The sequence below is a fragment of the Algibacter lectus genome, from assembly GCF_900112395.1.
GTDB classification, from domain to species: domain Bacteria; phylum Bacteroidota; class Bacteroidia; order Flavobacteriales; family Flavobacteriaceae; genus Algibacter; species Algibacter lectus.
The window spans coordinates 85,053-103,163 of sequence record NZ_FOLN01000012.1; the positions used below are offsets into that span (position 1 = coordinate 85,053).

Consider the following 18,111-nt stretch of genomic DNA (forward strand, 5'->3'; position numbering starts at 1 on the left):
TAATGAGTTTAAGCGTCTGTTTCGGAAGAAAACGTGATAACTTATATAAGTGTTTAGTGCTACGGCTTAAAATGTATTCAAGAAGTGTTGGTTTAAGAAGTTTTAAAAGGGGGAAAAACTCATTTTAGCTGTGTTAGCTAATGAGTTTATTAGTGAAGCGTTCTTCAATTTATTACTAAATGAAGTTGCTTCAGTTTAAAATGTTTAATTAGGATGTATTCTTAAGGAAAACGAAGTATTAATAATACTACTCGCGATATAAAAAGTAATTATCTACAAGTTCAATATAAGTTTCCATAGCTTCACTTTCACTAATATTCTTTACTTGAAATAAAGCATTTGTTTTAAAAGCGTTGATAATAGGCTTCTTGCTTTTCGGGCGACTATAGTCGTTTGTAGCTTTTTTGTAGTAGGCGTATAGTTTTAAAAGCGTATCTGCAGGAAATGGCTCTGTATGTGCATTTACCCGGTTTACGGCATCTTCAAACTGTATTTCTAATTCTTTACTAATCATTAACTTCTGCAATAATACTTTCACCACCTCGAACTTTTTGATTAAGTTCTACTTTGATTTTAGTGTCTAAAGGTAAGAATAAATCAACTCTTGAACCAAATTTAATAAAACCAGAGTCAGCACCTTGCGTCGCTATATCGTCTACTTTTGCGTAGTTTACAATACGTTTTGCTAATGCTCCAGCAATTTGTCTGTATAATACTTTACCGTAAGTTTCGTTTTCAACAACGACTGTTGTACGTTCGTTTTCTTCACTAGCTTTAGGGTGCCATGCAACCAAAAATTTACCAGGATGATATTTACTAAAAATAACATTTCCAGCAATAGGGTAACGTGTAACGTGCACATTTATTGGAGACATAAATACACTAACTTGTAAACGTTTTTCTTTAAAGAATTCTTTTTCAAAAACTTCTTCAATAACTACAACTTTACCATCAACAGGAGATACTACTGTTTTAGCGTTTGCAGCTGTTAAACGTTTTGGGTTTCTAAAAAATTGTAGAATTATGATTAGAAAAGCCAATACAGTTAGCATTAGCAAAATTCTAAGCCATGATATGTTTATAAAACTATCAATTAATAAAAACATGGCCACGACTAAAACAAGCGTGATAACTATAATTTTATTTCCTTCTTTATGAAACATAGTGCAAAATTCTTAAAAACAAATATATAAATGGTGCTGCAAATATAATACTATCTAATCGATCTAATAGACCTCCATGGCCAGGCATTATAGTTCCGCTGTCTTTTACTTGGGCTTGGCGCTTAAATTTAGATTCTATTAAATCGCCTAAAGTACCTGTTACGCTTACTATTATGCTTAAAATAAGCCAATATGTAGAGTTTAATGTATTTGTGCAACCAGCAATAAAAAAACTTGCTATACACGCAAAAAATAGCCCTCCTAAAAAGCCTTCTACCGTTTTTTTAGGTGAAATTTTTTCAAAAAGCTTCTGTTTTCCAAAGTTTTTGCCAACTAAATAAGCGAAGGTATCGTTTACCCAAACTAGAATTAAAGAGCCTAATAAAATATTTGGATTGTAGATTTTAAAGTAATGGGCAATTAGAAATAAGAATGAAAAACCACTTGTAATGTAAAATGTGGTAAGTAAATAACGCTTAGAACTAAAAAGCGGAATTGTTTTTCTTGAAAATAAATCTCTAATTAAAAATAGTAGAACAAAAATAGTAAGTACAATAAAGATTCTAATAAATTCATTGGCCGCTATATGTTCAACTTTAAAATGTTTTACATAAGCTATGAAGCCGTAAATTAAAATGAATATGAAATAAGGAATCTTGCTTTTAAACTGAATCAATTTCAAGAATTCATTCATGCTAATTAAGCCAAAAACAAATAAAAGTACCGTTATAGATTGCTCAAACCATAAGCATGTGATAAGTAATACAACGTAAAGCAGGCCTGAGAGTGATCGGGTAATGGTTTCTTTCATGTGCTTTTAATTATGGTTTTTTATAAAGACACATGTAATATACATAACAGTTCTCTTTTGTGCAATTAAGATTTTGATCATAAACAATTAAGCTTATAGATCTTCTAAAAGTAAAAGGTATAGGTTTTTTGCGCTGCTACCATAACTTAAAAAATCTTTATCATCTTGCGCTTTAAACTGCTTAATTGTAGTAATATTCGTTGGTATTTTTTGGCGGTTTTTAGATTTAATACCTCTTAGACCTTCGCCAATGTTTTCTACCATTTGGCTTGTTGTACCAAAAACCACAAAGTTTAAAGGTAGTTCGTTAAGTTTTTTCTCAAATATTTGGTTAGATGATATAAGTAGCGAACCATCGTTAGCAATAAGATTCTCACAAGTTGTTAAAAAATATGTGGCTTCACTTATTACTCGAGTCGATTTTAAATCGGAATTTTTAAACTTGTCTTTTAAGTTTGAATCTAAAAGCAGTACATTTTTTGAGTCCCAAGCATTTTCTTGTATTATGTTTTCAAGATTTTGAAAAACTTCAGATAAATTTTCACAATACAGAAATTTACCGCCATTAGCTTTAAAGTTTATAGTAAACCTTTCGTCTATTGGTAGCTTAACTTCCGGCATATATCTGCCGCGGTCTGTGGATTTTAGTTCATCGTCTGATTTGTCAGCTTTTAAACCAAAAATTTTTCTGAAAAGACTCATTTAGCTGGGTGCAATTAACTGTTTTTTTCGAGAGATTCCTCAAATATAAAAAATCTTAAATTAACCATACGATTAATTTAAGATTTTTACAAAAAGCTTAACAAAATTTTTATTTTGTATATTTCTCGTTACTCTTTTTCTTCAGTTTTATCAATTATAACAGGGCTCTTTTTGAAAGGAGATATTCCTAAAAGCTCTTCTAAATCGTCTTTAAATATAACTTCTCTTTCAATTAATCTTTGAGCTAATTTGTCTAATAAATCTTTCTTTGAAGATAATAACTCGACAGCTCTTTGATATTGAACTTCGATGATGTCTTTAATCTCATTATCAATAAGTTCAGCTGTTTTTTCAGAGTATGGTTTAACAAAGCCACTTTCTCCAGCAGGATCGTAATAGGTAATGTTTCCAACCTTTTCATTAAGGCCGTAAATCATTACCATAGCTTTTGCTTTTTTAGTAACGCTTTCTAAATCACCCAAGGCACCAGTAGAAATTTCGTTAAAAATAATTTTTTCAGCAGCTCGTCCACCCATTGTAACACAAATTTCATCAAGAAATTTATTTGTTCTGGTAATGTATGCTTCTTGTGGTAAGTACCATGCAGCACCTAAAGATCTACCACGAGGTACAATAGTTACTTTTACCAACGGGTCGGCATGCTCTAAGAACCAACTTACAACAGCATGTCCTGCTTCGTGATAAGCAATGGTGCGTTTTTCTTCAACAGAAAACAAGTTGCTTCTACGTTCTAAACCACCAATAATTCTATCTACAGCGTCTAAGAAATCTTGTTTTTCAACAGCTTTTTTATTTGTTCTTGCGGCAATTAAAGCAGCTTCATTACATAAATTAGCGATATCTGCACCAGAGAAACCTGGAGTTTGCTTTGATAAGAATTCAATATCTAAACCGGGCGCTTTTTTAAGAGGTCTAAGATGAACTTCAAAAATAGCTTTACGTTCACTTAAGTTAGGTAAATCAACAAAAATTTGTCTGTCAAAACGACCTGCACGCATTAAAGCTTTATCTAGAATATCGGCTCTGTTGGTTGCTGCAATTACAATAACGTTTGTGTTGGTACCAAAACCATCCATTTCCGTTAGTAATTGGTTTAATGTGTTTTCACGTTCATCATTACTTCCAGACATGGCATTTTTACCTCTGGCACGACCAATGGCATCAATTTCATCTATAAAAATAATAGAAGGAGATTTTTCTTTTGCTTGTTTAAATAAATCTCTAACACGAGATGCACCTACACCAACAAACATTTCAACAAAATCAGAACCTGATAATGAGAAAAAAGGCACTTTAGCTTCACCTGCAACGGCTTTTGCTAATAATGTTTTACCTGTTCCTGGAGGGCCGACTAATAAGGCACCTTTTGGTATTTTACCACCTAAGGTTGTATATTTTTCAGGAAATTTAAGGAAGTCTACAATTTCTTGTACCTCTTCTTTAGCACCTTCTAAACCAGCAACATCTTTAAAAGTTGTTTTAACTTCTGTGTTCTCGTCAAAAAGTTTTGCTTTAGATTTTCCTATGTTGAAAATTTGTCCGCCTGCTCCGCCACCGGCACCACCAGACATTCTACGCATAATAAATACCCAAACACCAATTAGTAAAATAAAAGGTAAAATACCCATTAATAAATTACTCCAATCGTTGGTTTCGGTATCAAACTTTACAACAGGTTTTGTAGCTAAGTTTTCGGTAGTTGTATTTAATTCGTTTTCAAAATTCTGTAAATCACCAAATTCAAATTTATAATTAGGCAATTTTGTTGCCGAAGGAATAAATGTTTCTGGTTTAGAATTTTTGTGAATTTCTTTTTCTTGAGCGTCTTTTGTTAGGTAAACTTTAGCAACACGCGTGTTTTTTATAATATCAACACGTGCTACATCACCATCTTTTAAGTATTTAAAAAAATCGGATGGGGTAGTAATATTGCCTTCTTGGTAGCTGGCACCACTAAATAGTTGAAACCCTAAAAATAGAGCGATTATAATTCCGTAAATCCAATACGGACTGAATTTAGGCTTATTTTCCTTTGCGTTTTTCTTGTCTTTTGCCATGTCTCTTTTTAGTAACTCGTTTCTATAGCTGTAATTTTTGCATCGCCCCAAAGACTTTCAATATCATAGTACTCTCTAATTTGTTTTTGAAAAACATGTACTACAACATTAACATAATCCATTAACACCCACTCGGCATTATCTAAGCCTTCGGTGTGCCATGGATGATCTTTAAGTTCTTTGCTTACTTTTTTCTGAACAGAATTAACTATAGCGCTTACTTGTGTATTGGAAGTCCCTTCGCAAACTATAAAGTAGTCACAAACCGTATTTTCAATCTCTCGTAAATCTAGTATATTTATTTCTTTTCCTTTAACGTCTTCAATTCCACTGAGTATTACAGATATTAATTGGTCTGAGTTTATATTTTGTTTCGCCATTAATTTTATTTAATTTGTGCAAAGTTATTATTTTTTTAGTTCTTTATGGTTTAAAATAATCATAAGATTTTATACTAGTGCAATAACTTCTGTATGCGAATAATCAAACTTGATGCCATCAATTCCACAAACAGCTATTTACGCGAGCTTATTAGCAAGGGTAATGTGGAAGATTTTACTGTTGTTTCAACCAAAAACCAAACTAAAGGTCGTGGGCAAATGGGTACAGTTTGGGAATCGAAAACAGCAAAAAACCTTACGTTTAGTGTGTTTAAAGACGTTTCTCGCATAGAAACCGATCAGGCTTTTTATATAAGTGTGGTTACTGCATTGGCGATAATAAAAACTTTGAAGGAGCTTGGTATTCCTAAATTAAGTGTGAAATGGCCGAACGACATTTTGTCAGAAAATAAAAAGATTTGTGGTGTTTTAATTGAAAATGTCATAAAACAAAGTCAGTTAAAAGCCTCTATTATAGGAATTGGGTTGAATGTAAACCAAACAGAATTCGAGAATTTAACAAAAGCATCGTCGTTAAAATCAATATCGGGTAGGGTTTTTGTTTTGGATGAAGTGTTGGTTGCTCTGGTTTTAAATTTAGAATATTACTTCGGAATTTTAGAAACAGGAGACTTTAAAGTCCTGAAGAAAGAATATGAAGTCAATTTATTTCGAAAAAATAAACCTTCAACATTTAAAGATGCTGAAGGTTCTATGTTTTCTGGTTTTATAAAAGGAACTTCTCCTGAAGGCAAATTAGTAGTATTGCTAGAAGATGAAATTATAAAAACCTTTGATTTAAAAGAAATTTCACTGTTGTATTAAATAGCTTTTGGCATATTTGTAGCAAGAGTTTCAATAAATTTTGTGATTGGGCCTTTAATCATCATGGCCATCATTGGGTTAAAATCACCAGCAAATTCTAATTGTACTTCACTGTTACCATCTGCAGTTTCAACAATATTTCCAATTAAAGAAAAATCGAGTTTTCCGCCTGCAGCACCTAAAACAATTTTATTTGGAGGGATAACCTCTTTCTTTTTTAAAACAATTTCTGGCATGCCTTTTAAAGCAAAAAGAAATTTGTCGTCGTCCAAAACTTCAAACTTGCTAATGTTTTCAGGCATTAAAGATTTAAAGTTTTTTATATCTTCTAAAAAGTTGAAAACTTCTTGAGGCGATTTAGTAACGTTAACTTTTGGGGATTCTAAATTCATTGTGTTATTTTTTTTTCGTTAGACTATAAAATAGCTTTTAAAAGCTATTTTATTTTACAGTACACGTATTTTATATCAAATAGCGTTCCATTCACTAGGATTGGAATTCCACTCCGATAGGGTTTTTAATTCTTTTTCAGAAATGTAATTAGTATCTAGCGCTTGCTCAAGTAAATTCTCGTAATTACTTAATGTATTTAATGTAACACCTTCTTCTGCAAAGTTTTTTGTAGCGACATCAAATCCGTAAGTAAAAATAGCAACCATGCCTTTCACATTTACTTTAGCTTCTTTTAAAGCTTTTACAGCGTTTAAACTGCTTTTTCCTGTGCTTATTAAATCTTCGACCACAACAACACTTTGTCCGCCTTCAATAAAACCTTCAATTTGGTTTTTCCGGCCGTGTCCTTTTGCATCTGGTCTAACATAAATAAACGGAAGCCCTAAGTATTCGGCAACCAACATGCCTATACCAATTGCTCCTGTAGCTACTCCTGCAATAGCATCTGGTTTTCCGTATTGGTTTTCAATATGTTTAGCCATGGTTTCGCGCACGTAATTACGTATCGCTGGATACGATAGTATAATACGATTGTCGCAATAAATTGGTGATTTCCAGCCAGAAGCCCAAGTAAAAGGTTCTTTTGGACTTAATTTTATTGCATGAACTTGCAATAAAACTTCGGCAGTTTTTTTAGCGGTGTCTTTGTTGAATATCATGCCGTAAAATTACGTATAAATTTGCTTTTATTCTGATGTTGTAAATGGAATAAAAATATTTTTTTTCAACAATAAGCAGATTGTGAGTAAAAATGATATTTTTACCATATCATTAAATCAAATCTAACCATGCACAAGATTTTTGTAAATAATAAGCCAATAACTTTAACAACCAACACCGAGAAGGGCGAAGGTTACAAAACTTATAAGCTAAAACGAGTAGGTTTATATCGAGCTATACGGAAGTTGAATAGAACCAATTTACAAGAGGTTAGGCTTACACATAAAAATGAAAGTAAACTACTTTCTAAGTTTTTAAAGAAGTTACCCAATGTAATTGCTGGTGGTGGAAAGGTGTATAATGATGAAGGAAAAGTGCTTTTTATTTTTAGAAATGATAAATGGGATTTGCCTAAAGGAAAAGCCGAAGGCAACGAAACCATTGAGGAAACGGCAATTCGTGAAGTTGAAGAAGAGACCAAAGTAGAAGGTTTAGAAATTGTGAGACCGCTAGAAACTACGTATCATATTTTTAAGAGAAATGGACGCTACAAAATAAAAATCACGTATTGGTTTGAAATGAAAACGAGTTTTACCGGAGAACTTAAGCCTCAAAAAAAAGAAGGTATAACTAAAGTGAAATGGTTAGGTAAAAAGAAAACAGCTAAGGCATTAGAGAATTCTTATGCCAATATAAAATTATTGTTTTAGGTTGAAAATTTGAATACTTGAGATATAAAAAAAAGCATAAAATATTAAATCTTATGCTTTTTTTATGACCTAGAAGAGGCTTTATGTAAACTGTTTTTATCTTTTTCACTTCGAAATCTTACTGTAATTAATAGAATCTCCAACAGAAAGTTCCCAAAGATCGACTAAACCAGCGTTAACTTCTAAAACGTATTTTGCAGGAGCGTTAGACGGTAAAGAAGTTTCATCAAATGGCTTTGCATTCTTTTGAAAACTTACAATAGTTTTATTCTCATTAATATAAATAAGGTCTAATGCTATTTTTGTATTCTTCATATAGAAATAACGCTCGGTGACATCATCAAAAACAAAGAGTATACCTTGGTTGGTTTCCATGGAGTTTCGATACATCAATCCGGTTTGGATGTCAAAATCGGTGTCAGCTATTTCAATATCTAAAACTACTTTAGAATCATTTGCTTTGGTAATCGTTAGCTCGCCTTCTTTAGTGAAAAGTACTTCGGTTTGAGTGATTACCTTAGCTTCATCTTTACAATTTGAAAGGGATAATACGGTAAAACCTATAGCTAAAATGAAACCAAATTGTTTTAAAGTCATTTTATTTTACTGCATTTTTAGGTTTGTACATAAACATAAAGTAAAGCCCTAAAAGTACAAATGGAACACTTAACCATTGCCCTGTGTTTAATGCCCAAGTAGCACGCTCATCAACTTGCGCTTCTTTTACAAACTCCACAAAGAATCTTACCGTCCAAAGTAGGACTAGAAACAAGCCAAATAAAAAGCCTGTTTGGTCTCTTTTATCTGTTTTTATGTAGAAATATAAAAGAATTAAAAAGACAAAAATATAGCAAAACGATTCGTATAACTGTGCTGGATGTCTGTACGGTACAGCTTCTAATAAGCTACTGAATTTTGGGTTATTGGTTACAGCGTTATAGGCAGCTTGAACATCGTTTATGCCTGTACGTTGCATAATTTCATTTTTGTAATATTCATCTTGAATAAAACGAACACCAAAACTAGAATCGGTAATTTTACCTATAATTTCAGAGTTTATAAAGTTTCCAATACGAATGAAAATAGCACCAGAGGCCACAGGAATTACAATGCGGTCTAAAATCCATAAAATCGATTTGTAATTATATTTTCGTCTGTATAAATACATGCCAATAATAATTCCGATAGCTGCACCATGACTCGCTAAACCTTGAAAGCCTGTAAACTCAAAGCCTCCTTTAAATTTTACTGGAAGAAAGATGCTTAAAAAATCTTGAGATATTAATTCCGATTGATAGAAGATAACGTGACCTAAGCGCGCACCTATCATGGTAGAAAGCACAGTATAAATAAATAAAGGATCTAAATATTCTAACGATATTTTTTCTTTAGTAAAAATACGTTTCATTATATACCAACCAATAACAAAGGCGGTAACCCACATAAGGCTGTAAAAATGGATTTTAAAATTCCCAATAATATCGATTCCTGTTACGGGATTCCAATCAAATTTTAATAGTTGCATAGGTTTTGTTTTTCAGTGCGAAATTAAGCGTTTCAGACTGGTTTTATGTTATGTTTTATTTAAAAATAAGAATTCAGAGTTGTACGTGCTCTAAGCTTCTTTGTAATTCTATGTTGCGTTAAAACATCAATAAATATCAGAGATGTATTCAAGTTTTGTATTCTTTATTTTAAAAGCTCTAAAACTTCAACTTCAAATATAATATTGGTTTTTCCTGGTATACCTCGGTTTCCCGATTCACCGTAGGCTAAGTGATATGGAATAAATAGGGTCGCTTTGTCTCCAACACTTAGTTGTTGTAAGCCTTCTTTAAAACCTGCAATCATTTTGGCATCTGGACCAATTTCGGCAGTAATAGGTTGGTAAGCATTATGGGCTTTTTTACGTTCGTTTACAGCATCTAAAGCTTCGGCTATTTCTAGTTTACTTGTGTCTAATAGGCTTCCGTCTTCAAAATAAACAGCGTAATGCGTTATTAATTCTGCAGTTTCAGGTAGCTTTTCTCCTGTTCCTTTTTCTGTAATTAGATATTTTAAGCCTGAAGGAAGTGCGATTGCCTTTTCTTTTTGAGCTTTAAATTTATCCTTAGTTGCTTTTAAAATAGCAGCGGCTTTTGCTTCTTTTTCTTTTGCTATACGTTCTGCTTCAGCAAAATGATTTACGAAAATGTTTGGTGCATCAAATTTCTTGGCAGCTTTACCTTTTCTGATAATGTTTAATTCTTCAAGAATAACATCTTCAATAGGTCTGTCGTTTCTGTCTACTTCTACATTAGAAATGCTATCTTGAACATCTAAGCCAATAACTAATTCACCAAAAACACTATGCCTGTTGTCTAAATTAGGTTTAGGAACTTCTGTAATAAAAAACTGAGATCCGTTGGTATTTGCTCCAGAGTTAGCCATGGATAGTATACCTGGTTTGTCATGTTTTAAATCTGGAGAAAATTCATCCATAAATTTGTAACCTGCATCACCAGAACCTGTGCCTGTAGGATCACCACCTTGTATCATAAATTTATCTATAACTCTATGGAAAATAATGCCGTTATAGAATTTTTTCTTTTTGAATTTTTTATCCACCATGGTATTTTCGCCTTCAGCTAAGGAAACGAAATTAGCAACCGTTACGGGTGTTATTTCATAGTTTAATTTAGCTACCATAACGCCTTTGTTTGTAATGAATTCGGCATATATCCCATCTTCTAAATCTGGATATTGCGCTTTGCAGGATGTTAGGTTAAGTACTAATGTAAAGAGAACGAGTTTTATAGCGTTTTTTAATAAATACATATTAGTTGTTTTGATTTTGGGTAATAGAGTTTACGGTAACCTCACAAATTAAAGGTGTATTTGGACCAATTTTATTTTCATCTCCATAATAACCGTATGCACGATCTGAAGGAAAAATAAAGGTTACAGTTTCACCAGCTTTCATGAGTTTTAAGCCATGGCGTAAACCTGTAAAAAGTTCTTGCTTGTCCATAGCATAATTTTGCGTTTTTAAATCTGCTTTAGAGTAAATTTCGTTTCCATTAAGGCTTTTAACATCGTAATCGAAATTTATTAGGTCTCCAAAGCCAGGTGTTTTTAAGCTGTCGCTTTCTGTTTTAGTTTGGTATTTATACCAAAAACCAGTGTCTGAGGCTAAATAAGTGCCATCATCGGCTTCCATTATTTTTTCAATAACGGCTTTTTCTTTAGCAAAACGTTTTTTGTTAAGAGCGATAGAAGCATCAATATACGATCCCGATTTTGTAGAAATAGGTTGCCTTGCTTCTGGGCTTTTACAATTAAAAACAAGTAGGGCAAGTAGGGTTGTGGCAATTAGTTTATTCATTGTTTAAAGCATTATTATAACTAGGTAATATACTAATAAATTTCTCAATAGTTTCAGCTAGTGGTAGGTCGCTTTTTCCACCGGCTGCATTGGTGTGGCCACCGCCATGGAAGTGAGCGCGAGACATTTCGTTTACCGAAAAATCACCTTTAGAACGTAAAGATATTTTAATAATTCCTTCTTGCTTATCTTCTATAAAAATAGCGGCAAGTACAACTCCACTTAGTGATAATGCATAGTTTACAACCCCTTCAGTGTCTCCTTTTTTGAAGTTAAAACGATTAAGTTCATCTTGAGATAGCGTAATATATGCCGCTCTAGATTCTGGAACTACTTTTAAATTACTTAAGGCACAACCCAATAGTTGCAGACGTTCATAGCTGTTTGTGTCGTAAATATTATTATGAATTTTAGTGTTGTCAGCACCTTTTTCAATAAGCTTCGCTATAATTTCGTGCGTTTTATTTGTGGTAGAACGGAATCTAAACGATCCGGTATCTGTCATAATTCCAACGTAAATGCAAGTTGCAATATCGGCATCAATTAAATCGGTATCGCCTAGCATGTCGATAAAATTATAAATCATTTCGCAAGTTGAACTCATGCTTACGTCGCTATACGTGTAAGTCGCGTAATCATCTGGTGCTTGGTGATGGTCTATCATTACCTTTAGAGCTTTGCTTTCAGAAAGTGGTATTTCCATATTTCCAGTTCTATGGAAAGCGTTAAAGTCTAAAGTAAAAATAATATCGGAAGATTCAATTAAACTATTACAGGTTTTTGTTTGATAATCGTAAACCGAAATTGTGTCATTTCCGGGAATCCATTTTAAAAAAGTAGGATAATCATTTGGTACAATAACAGTCGCATTATGATTTCCTTTTAAAAGATAATGGTAAAGCGCTAAAGTTGATCCAATAGCGTCGCCATCAGGGTTTTTATGTGGAACAATAACTATTTTTTTAGGGCTAGATAATAGTTCCTTTATGTTGGTAATGTCTTCTTTTTTCATAGGAAACGAAGATACAATTTAATAATATAGACTTAAAATAGAATCTTGTACTTTTATAGAAAAATTAACGGTAAAGTAGATGAAAACAAGATTGATATTTAGTGTTTTTGTGCTAGCTTCAGTTTTCTGGGCTTGTAAAACATCGCAATTAGAACTTAATAAAAATGTAGAAACAGAATATGATACAACTATTGCTTTTGGGTCTTGCAATAAGCAAAATGTCGAAAATAAACTTTGGGTTGAAGTCCTAAAACATAAGCCCGATTTATGGATTTGGGGAGGCGATAATGTCTATGCTGATACTGATGATATGGTTAAATTGAGAGCTGATTATGAAACTTTACTTGCTAATAAAGGGTATAAAGCATTAAGAGAAACAACTGAAGTTACAGGAACATGGGACGATCATGATTATGGTTTAAATGATGGTGGTGTCGAGTTTGAAGCTAAAAAGGGTAGTCAGCAATTGTTCTTGGATTTTTTGAAAGTACCAAAAGATAGTGAAAGACGATATCGCGAAGGTGTTTATAGTTCTCAAATTGTAAAGGCATTAAATGGTAGTGTGAAAGTTATTGTTTTAGATACTCGTTATTTTCGGACAGCATTAACGGATGACAAAAAAAATAAAAATAGATATGAACCTGGTGTTTACGGAGAAGGTACCATTTTGGGTGAGAAACAGTGGCAATGGTTGGAGGCAGAATTAAATGGGTCGGATGCTGATTTTAATATAATTGTAAGTAGCATTCAGGTATTGTCTGCAGAACATGGTTTTGAAAAGTGGAGTAATTTTCCGCACGAAGTCGATAAGTTGAAGTCTTTAATCAAAAAATCTAATGCCAAAGGTGTGATGGTGCTTTCTGGAGATCGACATATTTCAGAATTTTCTAAAACAAAAATAGAAGGTGTTAGTTTTCCTTTAGTAGATTTCACATCTAGCGGTTTAACGCATGTTTATAATGATTTTACTTCAGAGTCTAATAAATACAGGGTTTTAGAGGTTGTTCCTGAATTGAGTTTTGGTGTTTTGAAATTTAATTTTGAAGCAAAAACAGTACTTATGGAAATGCGAGGTGTAGGTAATATATTGCAACAAAAACTTTTACAAACCTATTAAGCTGTAAACAAATATAAAACTGTACTTTTGCAGAAATTTAAAAAAATAAAAATGGCAACAAATAGAACATTTACAATGCTAAAGCCAGATGCTGTTGAAAACGGACACATTGGTGCAATATTAGAAAAAATTTCAGCTTCAGGATTTAGAATTGTAGCTATGAAATTAACACAAATGACAAAAGCTGACGCTGAAGCATTTTATGCTGTACACAACGAGCGTCCATTTTTTGGAGAATTAGTTGAATTCATGACTAGAGGCCCAATAGTTGCTGCAATTTTAGAAAAAGAAAATGCAGTAAACGATTTTAGAACTTTAATTGGTGCTACAAACCCTGCAGATGCAGCTGAAGGCACTATTCGTAAAATGTATGCAACGTCTATGGGCGAAAATGCTGTACATGGTAGTGATAGTGACGAGAATGCAGCTATTGAAGGTGAATTTCACTTCGCTGGAAGAGAGCAATTTTAATTAAAACTAATCCATCAAGGCTATGCCTTAAGAGTGTTTTAAAAAATAGTATTACATAAAAAATCCCGCAACCTATGTTGCGGGATTTTTGTTTTAAAAAAGTTTACTAGTATATACTAAATTACTTTTACGTTTACGGCGTTTAATCCTTTTCTGCCTTCCTGCAAATCGAATTCTACTAAATCGCCTTCGCGAATTTCATCGATTAACCCTGAAATGTGAACAAAATGCTCACTGTTTGAACCTTCTTCTGTTATAAATCCGAATCCTTTAGAATCGTTGAAGAATTTTACTGTTCCTTTACTCATTGTATTAAAATATTAAATTATTACTAACTGTAATACAAAAGTGATGCCACAATTTTAAAATGAAAGTTATTCTGTTTAAATAGCAAACAAAAAAAGTCTGTCAATTTAAATTGACAGACTTTTAAAGTTGTAATTGTTAAAGTATAAATCTTAGATTACTTTTACGTTTACGGCGTTTAATCCTTTTCTACCTTCTTGTAGATCGAATTCAACTGCATCACCTTCACGAATTTCATCGATAAGTCCTGAAATGTGTACGAAATGTTCTTTGTTGTTGTCATCTTCTGTGATAAATCCAAAACCTTTAGAATCGTTGAAGAATTTTACGGTACCTTTACTCATTGTAATTTGTATTATAAATAATTAAGTGCCAAAGATAATGTAAAAAACAATAAGTAACTAAATAATCTTAAATATTTTATTTTAATTCTTTTGCTCTAATTATCTTAAAACCAGTTTTTTAATAATATCCTTTCCTAACTCTTCGTTTAGCATGTCTATTATTTTTTGTTTGCCATAACTTAATTCCTCCCTAAGAACACTTGAGGTAAGTTGTATGTACAGGGTTTCTCTCTCTAGCGTTACCGAACTTGTGTAGTTGTGCACGCCATTTCCCATAAGTTTTGCCCATGCATCAGATACATTAACTTTATCTAAACCTTTTTCTAAGCGGTTAGTTTCAACAAATTCTTTTAATGCGTCGGAAATACTGATATTGTCGTTGTTACGTTTTGCCATGAGGTTAAATGTTTATGAGAGTTTTGTAGATTAAATGCTAAAATTGAATAGTGTTTTTACATGTTCTTCTTTTTGATACCAGTCGTTGTAAACCAATTCTAGGTTATCAACTTTAAAAGTACCAAAATTATAGTTTTTATACGATTCTACTGCTGTTAAAAATGCTGTTTTGTTATTTAAGGGATTGCAAAATCGAACTACAGTGGTGTGTGCTGTTTGTATAGTGTAGCGTTTATCTAGGCTTTGCTCCAAACTAGAGTTTTTAAAATGAATTCTTAAATTATCCCGAATAGCGTTTAAACCATTATTTTTCATAAAACCTTTCAACATAATACAAGAAGGCGAAGCTGTTACCCCTTTAAATTCAATTTCTAAAAGCGGTTGCTCTATGATGCTTTTTTTTATAACTTCTATATATTTTGAAATATCAATTTGATCCAAATTAAATCCGTTATAGCAAGAAATGATAGACATTACCGTAATATGAATGTCTGAGTTTTCATAATAATATTGATTGGGATCAATGGTTTTTAGGTGTTTTAAAAACTTTTGAATGTTGTGTTTTACTTCTTCGGAAGGACGAATTAAAAGTGTAATTCCAAAACGTTTATCGGTTGGGTCGTGGATTAATGTGTCAATTTGGTAGTCGTCAGCTTTAATCTTTTTAATTGACGTTTCATATAAATCCTGATAATGATACTCTAAATCCATGCGTATTACAATTTGAAAATCTCGTAAGATTGATGTACTTGTTTAACAGCATTTTCCGTACGCTCAGCATGTGTGTCACTTATAAATAGTTGTCCGAAATTTTCATCGTCAACCAATTTAATAATTTGAGATACACGTTGTTCATCTAGTTTATCAAAAATATCATCGAGTAATAGAATGGGGTTTACACCACTTTGTGCTTTGATAAAATCGAACTGCGCCAGTTTTAAAGCGATTAAAAACGATTTTTGTTGACCTTGACTTCCAAATTTTTTAATAGGGTGTCCCGAAATATTAAAATGCAAATCGTCTTTATGTATACCAACACTTGTGTATTGAAGGGCTTTATCTTTGTTAATGACTTTATTTAGTAAGGTGTTTAAATCATCATCAAACAAATCACTGTGGTAATTTAAATCTACATCTTCATTACCATTGCTTATAGCTTCGTATCTAGATTTAAAAATAGGAATAAATTCTTGTAAAAAAGCATCGCGCTTTTCGAAAATTTTAGTTCCAAAATCGGTTAGCTGGCTGTTATATACGTCTAAAGTGTCTTTGTTAAAGGTGTGGTTTAGTGCAAAGTACTTAAGTAGCGCATTCCGTTGTGTTAAAATTTTATTATAATTTATTAGCGTGTTTAAGTAGCTGTTGTCACTTTGTGAAATTACGCTATCAATAAATTTTCTACGTGTTGTACTGCCTTCAATAATTAAATCTCTATCGGCAGGAGAAATAATAACTAAGGGTAAAAAACCTATGTGTTCGCTAAACTTATCATAAGCTTTTCCGTTACGTTTTATAACTTTCTTTTGTCCGCGTTTTAAACTAACAATTACTTTCTCTAGTTTTTCTTCTTTTTCATAATCGCCATTAATCACAAAAAACTCCTCGTCGTGCTTAATATTTTGAGTAGCTACCGGATTAAAATAGCTTTTCCCGAAGGATAAATGATATATAGCATCGAGCACATTGGTTTTTCCAATGCCATTATTGCCTACAATGCAATTAATTTTCTCGTTGAAAGCAAAGGTTTTGCTTTCAAAATTTTTGTAATTGAGTAATGAAAGTGATTTTAAAATCATATAAATAGCAACTTAAAGCGCATAAAGAGGGTAAAGTCTTAAAAAGAAGTGCAAATTATTGAAAAATATCAAATAAATACCCTTTTAGTTCTGAAGAAAAATTATATTTTTGCGCCACATTAATAGAAACAGAAAATGGCGACATATAATAAGAGAGGTTACAAACCGAAAACGAAAGTTGAGAAAGAACAAGATATTGAAGAAGGATCAACAACGGCTGAAGTTTTTAACACCCTTGATGAAACAGCTTCTAAAACAGAAGATTTTGTAGCGAAGAACCAAAAATATATTTTTATTATTATTGGTGTTGTAGCATTAGTTGTTTTAGGATCGTTAGCATACAAAGAATTTGTAGCTGCACCTAAACAAGAAAATGCAATGAACGATATGTTTCAAGCACAAAAATATTTTGACCAAGCGGTAACAGGTGTTGCTAAAGATTCTCTTTACAACTTAGCCTTAACTGGTGGTGAAGGTAAATTTGGTATGCTAGATGTTATAGAAGAATATAGCGGTACAGATGCAGCTAACTTAGCAAACTATTATGCAGGAACAGCATATTTAAGATTGAAAGATTACAAAAATGCTGTAGAGTATTTAAGTGCTTTTGATAGTGAAGATGAAGTTTTAGCGCCTTTAGCAAAAGGAAACATAGGTGATGCTTTTGTACAGTTAAACCAAAAAGAAGATGCTTTAGAGTACTACGAAAAAGCAGCTAAAATGAGAGATAACGAGTATACTACACCTATGTATTTATACAAAGCAGGTGCTATTGCTTTAGATTTAGGAGAAGCTGATAAGGCTTTAGATTACTTTACTCAAATTAAAGAAAAATATCCAAACGCTACCGAAGCTTCTACTGTAGATGTGTTTATCGGAAAAGCGCAGGTGTTGGCTAACAAATAATAGCTTTACCATATATGGCAACAGTAAATAAAAATTTATCGGATTACGATAAAACAACAATCCCAAATGCGAAAGACTTTCGATTTGGGATTGTTGTTTCAGAATGGAATGATACTATTACAGAAGGTTTATATCAAGGTGCATATAATGCTTTGATTGAAAATGGGGTAGACCCAGAAAATATTGTACGCTGGAATGTGCCAGGTAGTTTCGAGCTTATTTACGGATGTAAAAAAATGCAAGAACAAATGGTTAATGCCATTGTTGCTATTGGTTCTGTAATACAAGGTGAAACTAAACATTTCGATTTTGTATGTGATGGGGTAACACAAGGGATCAAAGATTTAAATGTGCAAGGAGAAACTCCTGTTATTTTCTGTGTGCTTACCGATAACAACATACAACAATCTATAGATCGTTCTGGAGGTAAACATGGTAATAAAGGCACTGAAGCTGCTATTGCTGCAATTAAAATGGCAGAACTACGCAGAATTAGTTAATACCTTTTATAAAACTATAATAAATTCCAAAGGTGTTTTAATCAACGCCTTTGGAATTTGATATTTTAATTCGGGTGGGTTTACCTGTTTTTAGCTCTTAACTTTTAGATATTTTTA

The 18,111-nt window shown here is 32.4% G+C and carries 24 protein-coding genes; 6 read left to right on the top strand and 18 right to left on the bottom strand.

All coding sequences use genetic code 11. The features are described 5' to 3' along the window. Positions 1 to 247 precede the first annotated feature (247 nt). From BM246_RS17210 to rsfS, 6 genes are all read right to left on the bottom strand, one after another. A complete protein-coding gene (locus BM246_RS17210) occupies positions 248 to 514 on the bottom strand; it encodes an acyl-CoA-binding protein (RefSeq protein WP_042499786.1) in 267 nt (88 codons plus the stop codon). Further along, positions 507 to 1,163 (bottom strand): phosphatidylserine decarboxylase family protein, encoded by a 657-nt coding sequence (locus BM246_RS17215; protein ID WP_074939661.1) that lies wholly within the window; start codon positions 1,161 to 1,163, stop codon positions 507 to 509. The genes BM246_RS17210 and BM246_RS17215 overlap by 8 nt, the downstream gene beginning before the upstream one ends. Further along, the gene (locus tag BM246_RS17220) at positions 1,153 to 1,974 is read right to left on the bottom strand and encodes a phosphatidate cytidylyltransferase (protein ID WP_074939662.1); all 822 of its coding nucleotides are present in this window, start codon (positions 1,972 to 1,974) and stop codon (positions 1,153 to 1,155) included. Before BM246_RS17220 ends, BM246_RS17215 begins: the two co-directional genes overlap by 11 nt. Positions 1,975 to 2,067: 93 nt before the next feature. Continuing rightward, positions 2,068 to 2,676 carry an LUD domain-containing protein gene (locus BM246_RS17225; RefSeq protein WP_042499780.1) on the bottom strand — a complete coding sequence of 203 codons (609 nt, stop codon included), beginning with the start codon at positions 2,674 to 2,676 and terminating at the stop codon, positions 2,068 to 2,070. Between the two features lie 128 nt (positions 2,677 to 2,804). Then, a complete protein-coding gene (gene ftsH / locus BM246_RS17230; RefSeq protein WP_042505725.1) occupies positions 2,805 to 4,754 on the bottom strand; it encodes an ATP-dependent zinc metalloprotease FtsH in 1,950 nt (649 codons plus the stop codon). Between the two features lie 8 nt (positions 4,755 to 4,762). Next, entirely contained in the window at positions 4,763 to 5,134 is a 372-nt protein-coding gene (gene rsfS, locus BM246_RS17235) for a ribosome silencing factor (protein WP_042505726.1), read from the bottom strand. 93 nt (positions 5,135 to 5,227) lie between these two features. Between rsfS and BM246_RS17240 the strand changes: the two genes are divergently transcribed. Continuing rightward, positions 5,228 to 5,959, top strand: coding sequence for a biotin--[acetyl-CoA-carboxylase] ligase (locus BM246_RS17240; protein ID WP_074939664.1), 732 nt, complete (start codon positions 5,228 to 5,230; stop codon positions 5,957 to 5,959). Here the strand turns inward: BM246_RS17240 and BM246_RS17245 are convergent. Beyond that, positions 5,956 to 6,351: an SRPBCC domain-containing protein gene (locus tag BM246_RS17245; protein ID WP_042505730.1), complete on the bottom strand. Its 396-nt coding sequence runs from the start codon at positions 6,349 to 6,351 to the stop codon at positions 5,956 to 5,958. The two genes, BM246_RS17240 and BM246_RS17245, sit on opposite strands and share 4 nt — an antisense overlap. A 75-nt stretch (positions 6,352 to 6,426) precedes the next feature. Beyond that, positions 6,427 to 7,071, bottom strand: coding sequence for an orotate phosphoribosyltransferase (gene pyrE / locus BM246_RS17250; protein ID WP_042505731.1), 645 nt, complete (start codon positions 7,069 to 7,071; stop codon positions 6,427 to 6,429). Between the two features lie 129 nt (positions 7,072 to 7,200). On the opposite strand from pyrE, the gene BM246_RS17255 reads away from it, so the two are divergent. Then, entirely contained in the window at positions 7,201 to 7,782 is a 582-nt protein-coding gene (locus BM246_RS17255; protein WP_042499769.1) for an NUDIX hydrolase, read from the top strand. Between the two features lie 105 nt (positions 7,783 to 7,887). Here BM246_RS17255 and BM246_RS17260 read toward each other — a convergent pair whose 3' ends face one another. The 5 genes from BM246_RS17260 to BM246_RS17280 all read right to left on the bottom strand — a co-directional run bounded on the left by BM246_RS17260 (position 7,888) and on the right by BM246_RS17280 (position 12,158). Beyond that, a complete protein-coding gene (locus BM246_RS17260) occupies positions 7,888 to 8,379 on the bottom strand; it encodes a DUF192 domain-containing protein (protein ID WP_074939666.1) in 492 nt (163 codons plus the stop codon). 1 nt (position 8,380) lies between these two features. Then, positions 8,381 to 9,307, bottom strand: a complete 927-nt coding sequence (lgt, locus tag BM246_RS17265) for a prolipoprotein diacylglyceryl transferase (protein ID WP_042499764.1) — start codon at positions 9,305 to 9,307, stop codon at positions 8,381 to 8,383. A 164-nt stretch (positions 9,308 to 9,471) separates the two neighbouring features. Beyond that, positions 9,472 to 10,599: a peptidylprolyl isomerase gene (locus tag BM246_RS17270; RefSeq protein WP_074939668.1), complete on the bottom strand. Its 1,128-nt coding sequence runs from the start codon at positions 10,597 to 10,599 to the stop codon at positions 9,472 to 9,474. A 1-nt stretch (position 10,600) separates the two neighbouring features. Then, the gene (gene gldI, locus BM246_RS17275) at positions 10,601 to 11,146 is read right to left on the bottom strand and encodes a gliding motility-associated peptidyl-prolyl isomerase GldI (protein WP_074939671.1); all 546 of its coding nucleotides are present in this window, start codon (positions 11,144 to 11,146) and stop codon (positions 10,601 to 10,603) included. Beyond that, on the bottom strand, positions 11,139 to 12,158 hold the full coding sequence (locus BM246_RS17280) for a DHH family phosphoesterase (RefSeq protein ID WP_074939673.1): 1,020 nt from the start codon (positions 12,156 to 12,158) through the stop codon (positions 11,139 to 11,141). Before BM246_RS17280 ends, gldI begins: the two co-directional genes overlap by 8 nt. 79 nt (positions 12,159 to 12,237) lie before the next feature. Between BM246_RS17280 and BM246_RS17285 the strand changes: the two genes are divergently transcribed. Together BM246_RS17285 and BM246_RS17290 are read left to right on the top strand one after the other, a co-directional pair. Next, positions 12,238 to 13,275: an alkaline phosphatase D family protein gene (locus tag BM246_RS17285; RefSeq protein WP_074939676.1), complete on the top strand. Its 1,038-nt coding sequence runs from the start codon at positions 12,238 to 12,240 to the stop codon at positions 13,273 to 13,275. A 51-nt stretch (positions 13,276 to 13,326) separates the two neighbouring features. After that, on the top strand, positions 13,327 to 13,746 hold the full coding sequence (locus BM246_RS17290) for a nucleoside-diphosphate kinase (protein WP_042499761.1): 420 nt from the start codon (positions 13,327 to 13,329) through the stop codon (positions 13,744 to 13,746). 116 nt (positions 13,747 to 13,862) lie between these two features. Here the strand turns inward: BM246_RS17290 and BM246_RS17295 are convergent, their stop codons facing one another. The 5 genes from BM246_RS17295 to recF form a co-directional block, all read right to left on the bottom strand. Next, the gene (locus BM246_RS17295) at positions 13,863 to 14,054 is read right to left on the bottom strand and encodes a cold-shock protein (protein WP_042499758.1); all 192 of its coding nucleotides are present in this window, start codon (positions 14,052 to 14,054) and stop codon (positions 13,863 to 13,865) included. A gap of 150 nt (positions 14,055 to 14,204) precedes the next feature. Continuing rightward, complete coding sequence (locus BM246_RS17300) at positions 14,205 to 14,396, bottom strand: cold-shock protein (RefSeq protein ID WP_034044451.1); 192 nt, start codon at positions 14,394 to 14,396, stop codon at positions 14,205 to 14,207. A 99-nt stretch (positions 14,397 to 14,495) separates the two neighbouring features. Further along, entirely contained in the window at positions 14,496 to 14,792 is a 297-nt protein-coding gene (locus tag BM246_RS17305) for a DciA family protein (protein ID WP_042499753.1), read from the bottom strand. Positions 14,793 to 14,822: 30 nt separating this feature from the next. Beyond that, positions 14,823 to 15,503, bottom strand: coding sequence for a 2'-5' RNA ligase family protein (locus BM246_RS17310; RefSeq protein ID WP_074939677.1), 681 nt, complete (start codon positions 15,501 to 15,503; stop codon positions 14,823 to 14,825). Positions 15,504 to 15,508: 5 nt separating this feature from the next. Beyond that, positions 15,509 to 16,588 (bottom strand): DNA replication/repair protein RecF, encoded by a 1,080-nt coding sequence (gene recF / locus BM246_RS17315; protein ID WP_074939678.1) that lies wholly within the window; start codon positions 16,586 to 16,588, stop codon positions 15,509 to 15,511. Positions 16,589 to 16,723: 135 nt separating this feature from the next. Here recF and BM246_RS17320 point away from each other — a divergent pair, with 135 nt between their 5' ends. After that, on the top strand, positions 16,724 to 17,494 hold the full coding sequence (locus BM246_RS17320; protein ID WP_042499749.1) for a tetratricopeptide repeat protein: 771 nt from the start codon (positions 16,724 to 16,726) through the stop codon (positions 17,492 to 17,494). Between the two features lie 14 nt (positions 17,495 to 17,508). Then, positions 17,509 to 17,994, top strand: a complete 486-nt coding sequence (gene ribH / locus BM246_RS17325) for a 6,7-dimethyl-8-ribityllumazine synthase (RefSeq protein ID WP_042505737.1) — start codon at positions 17,509 to 17,511, stop codon at positions 17,992 to 17,994. Positions 17,995 to 18,111: the final 117 nt, after the last annotated feature.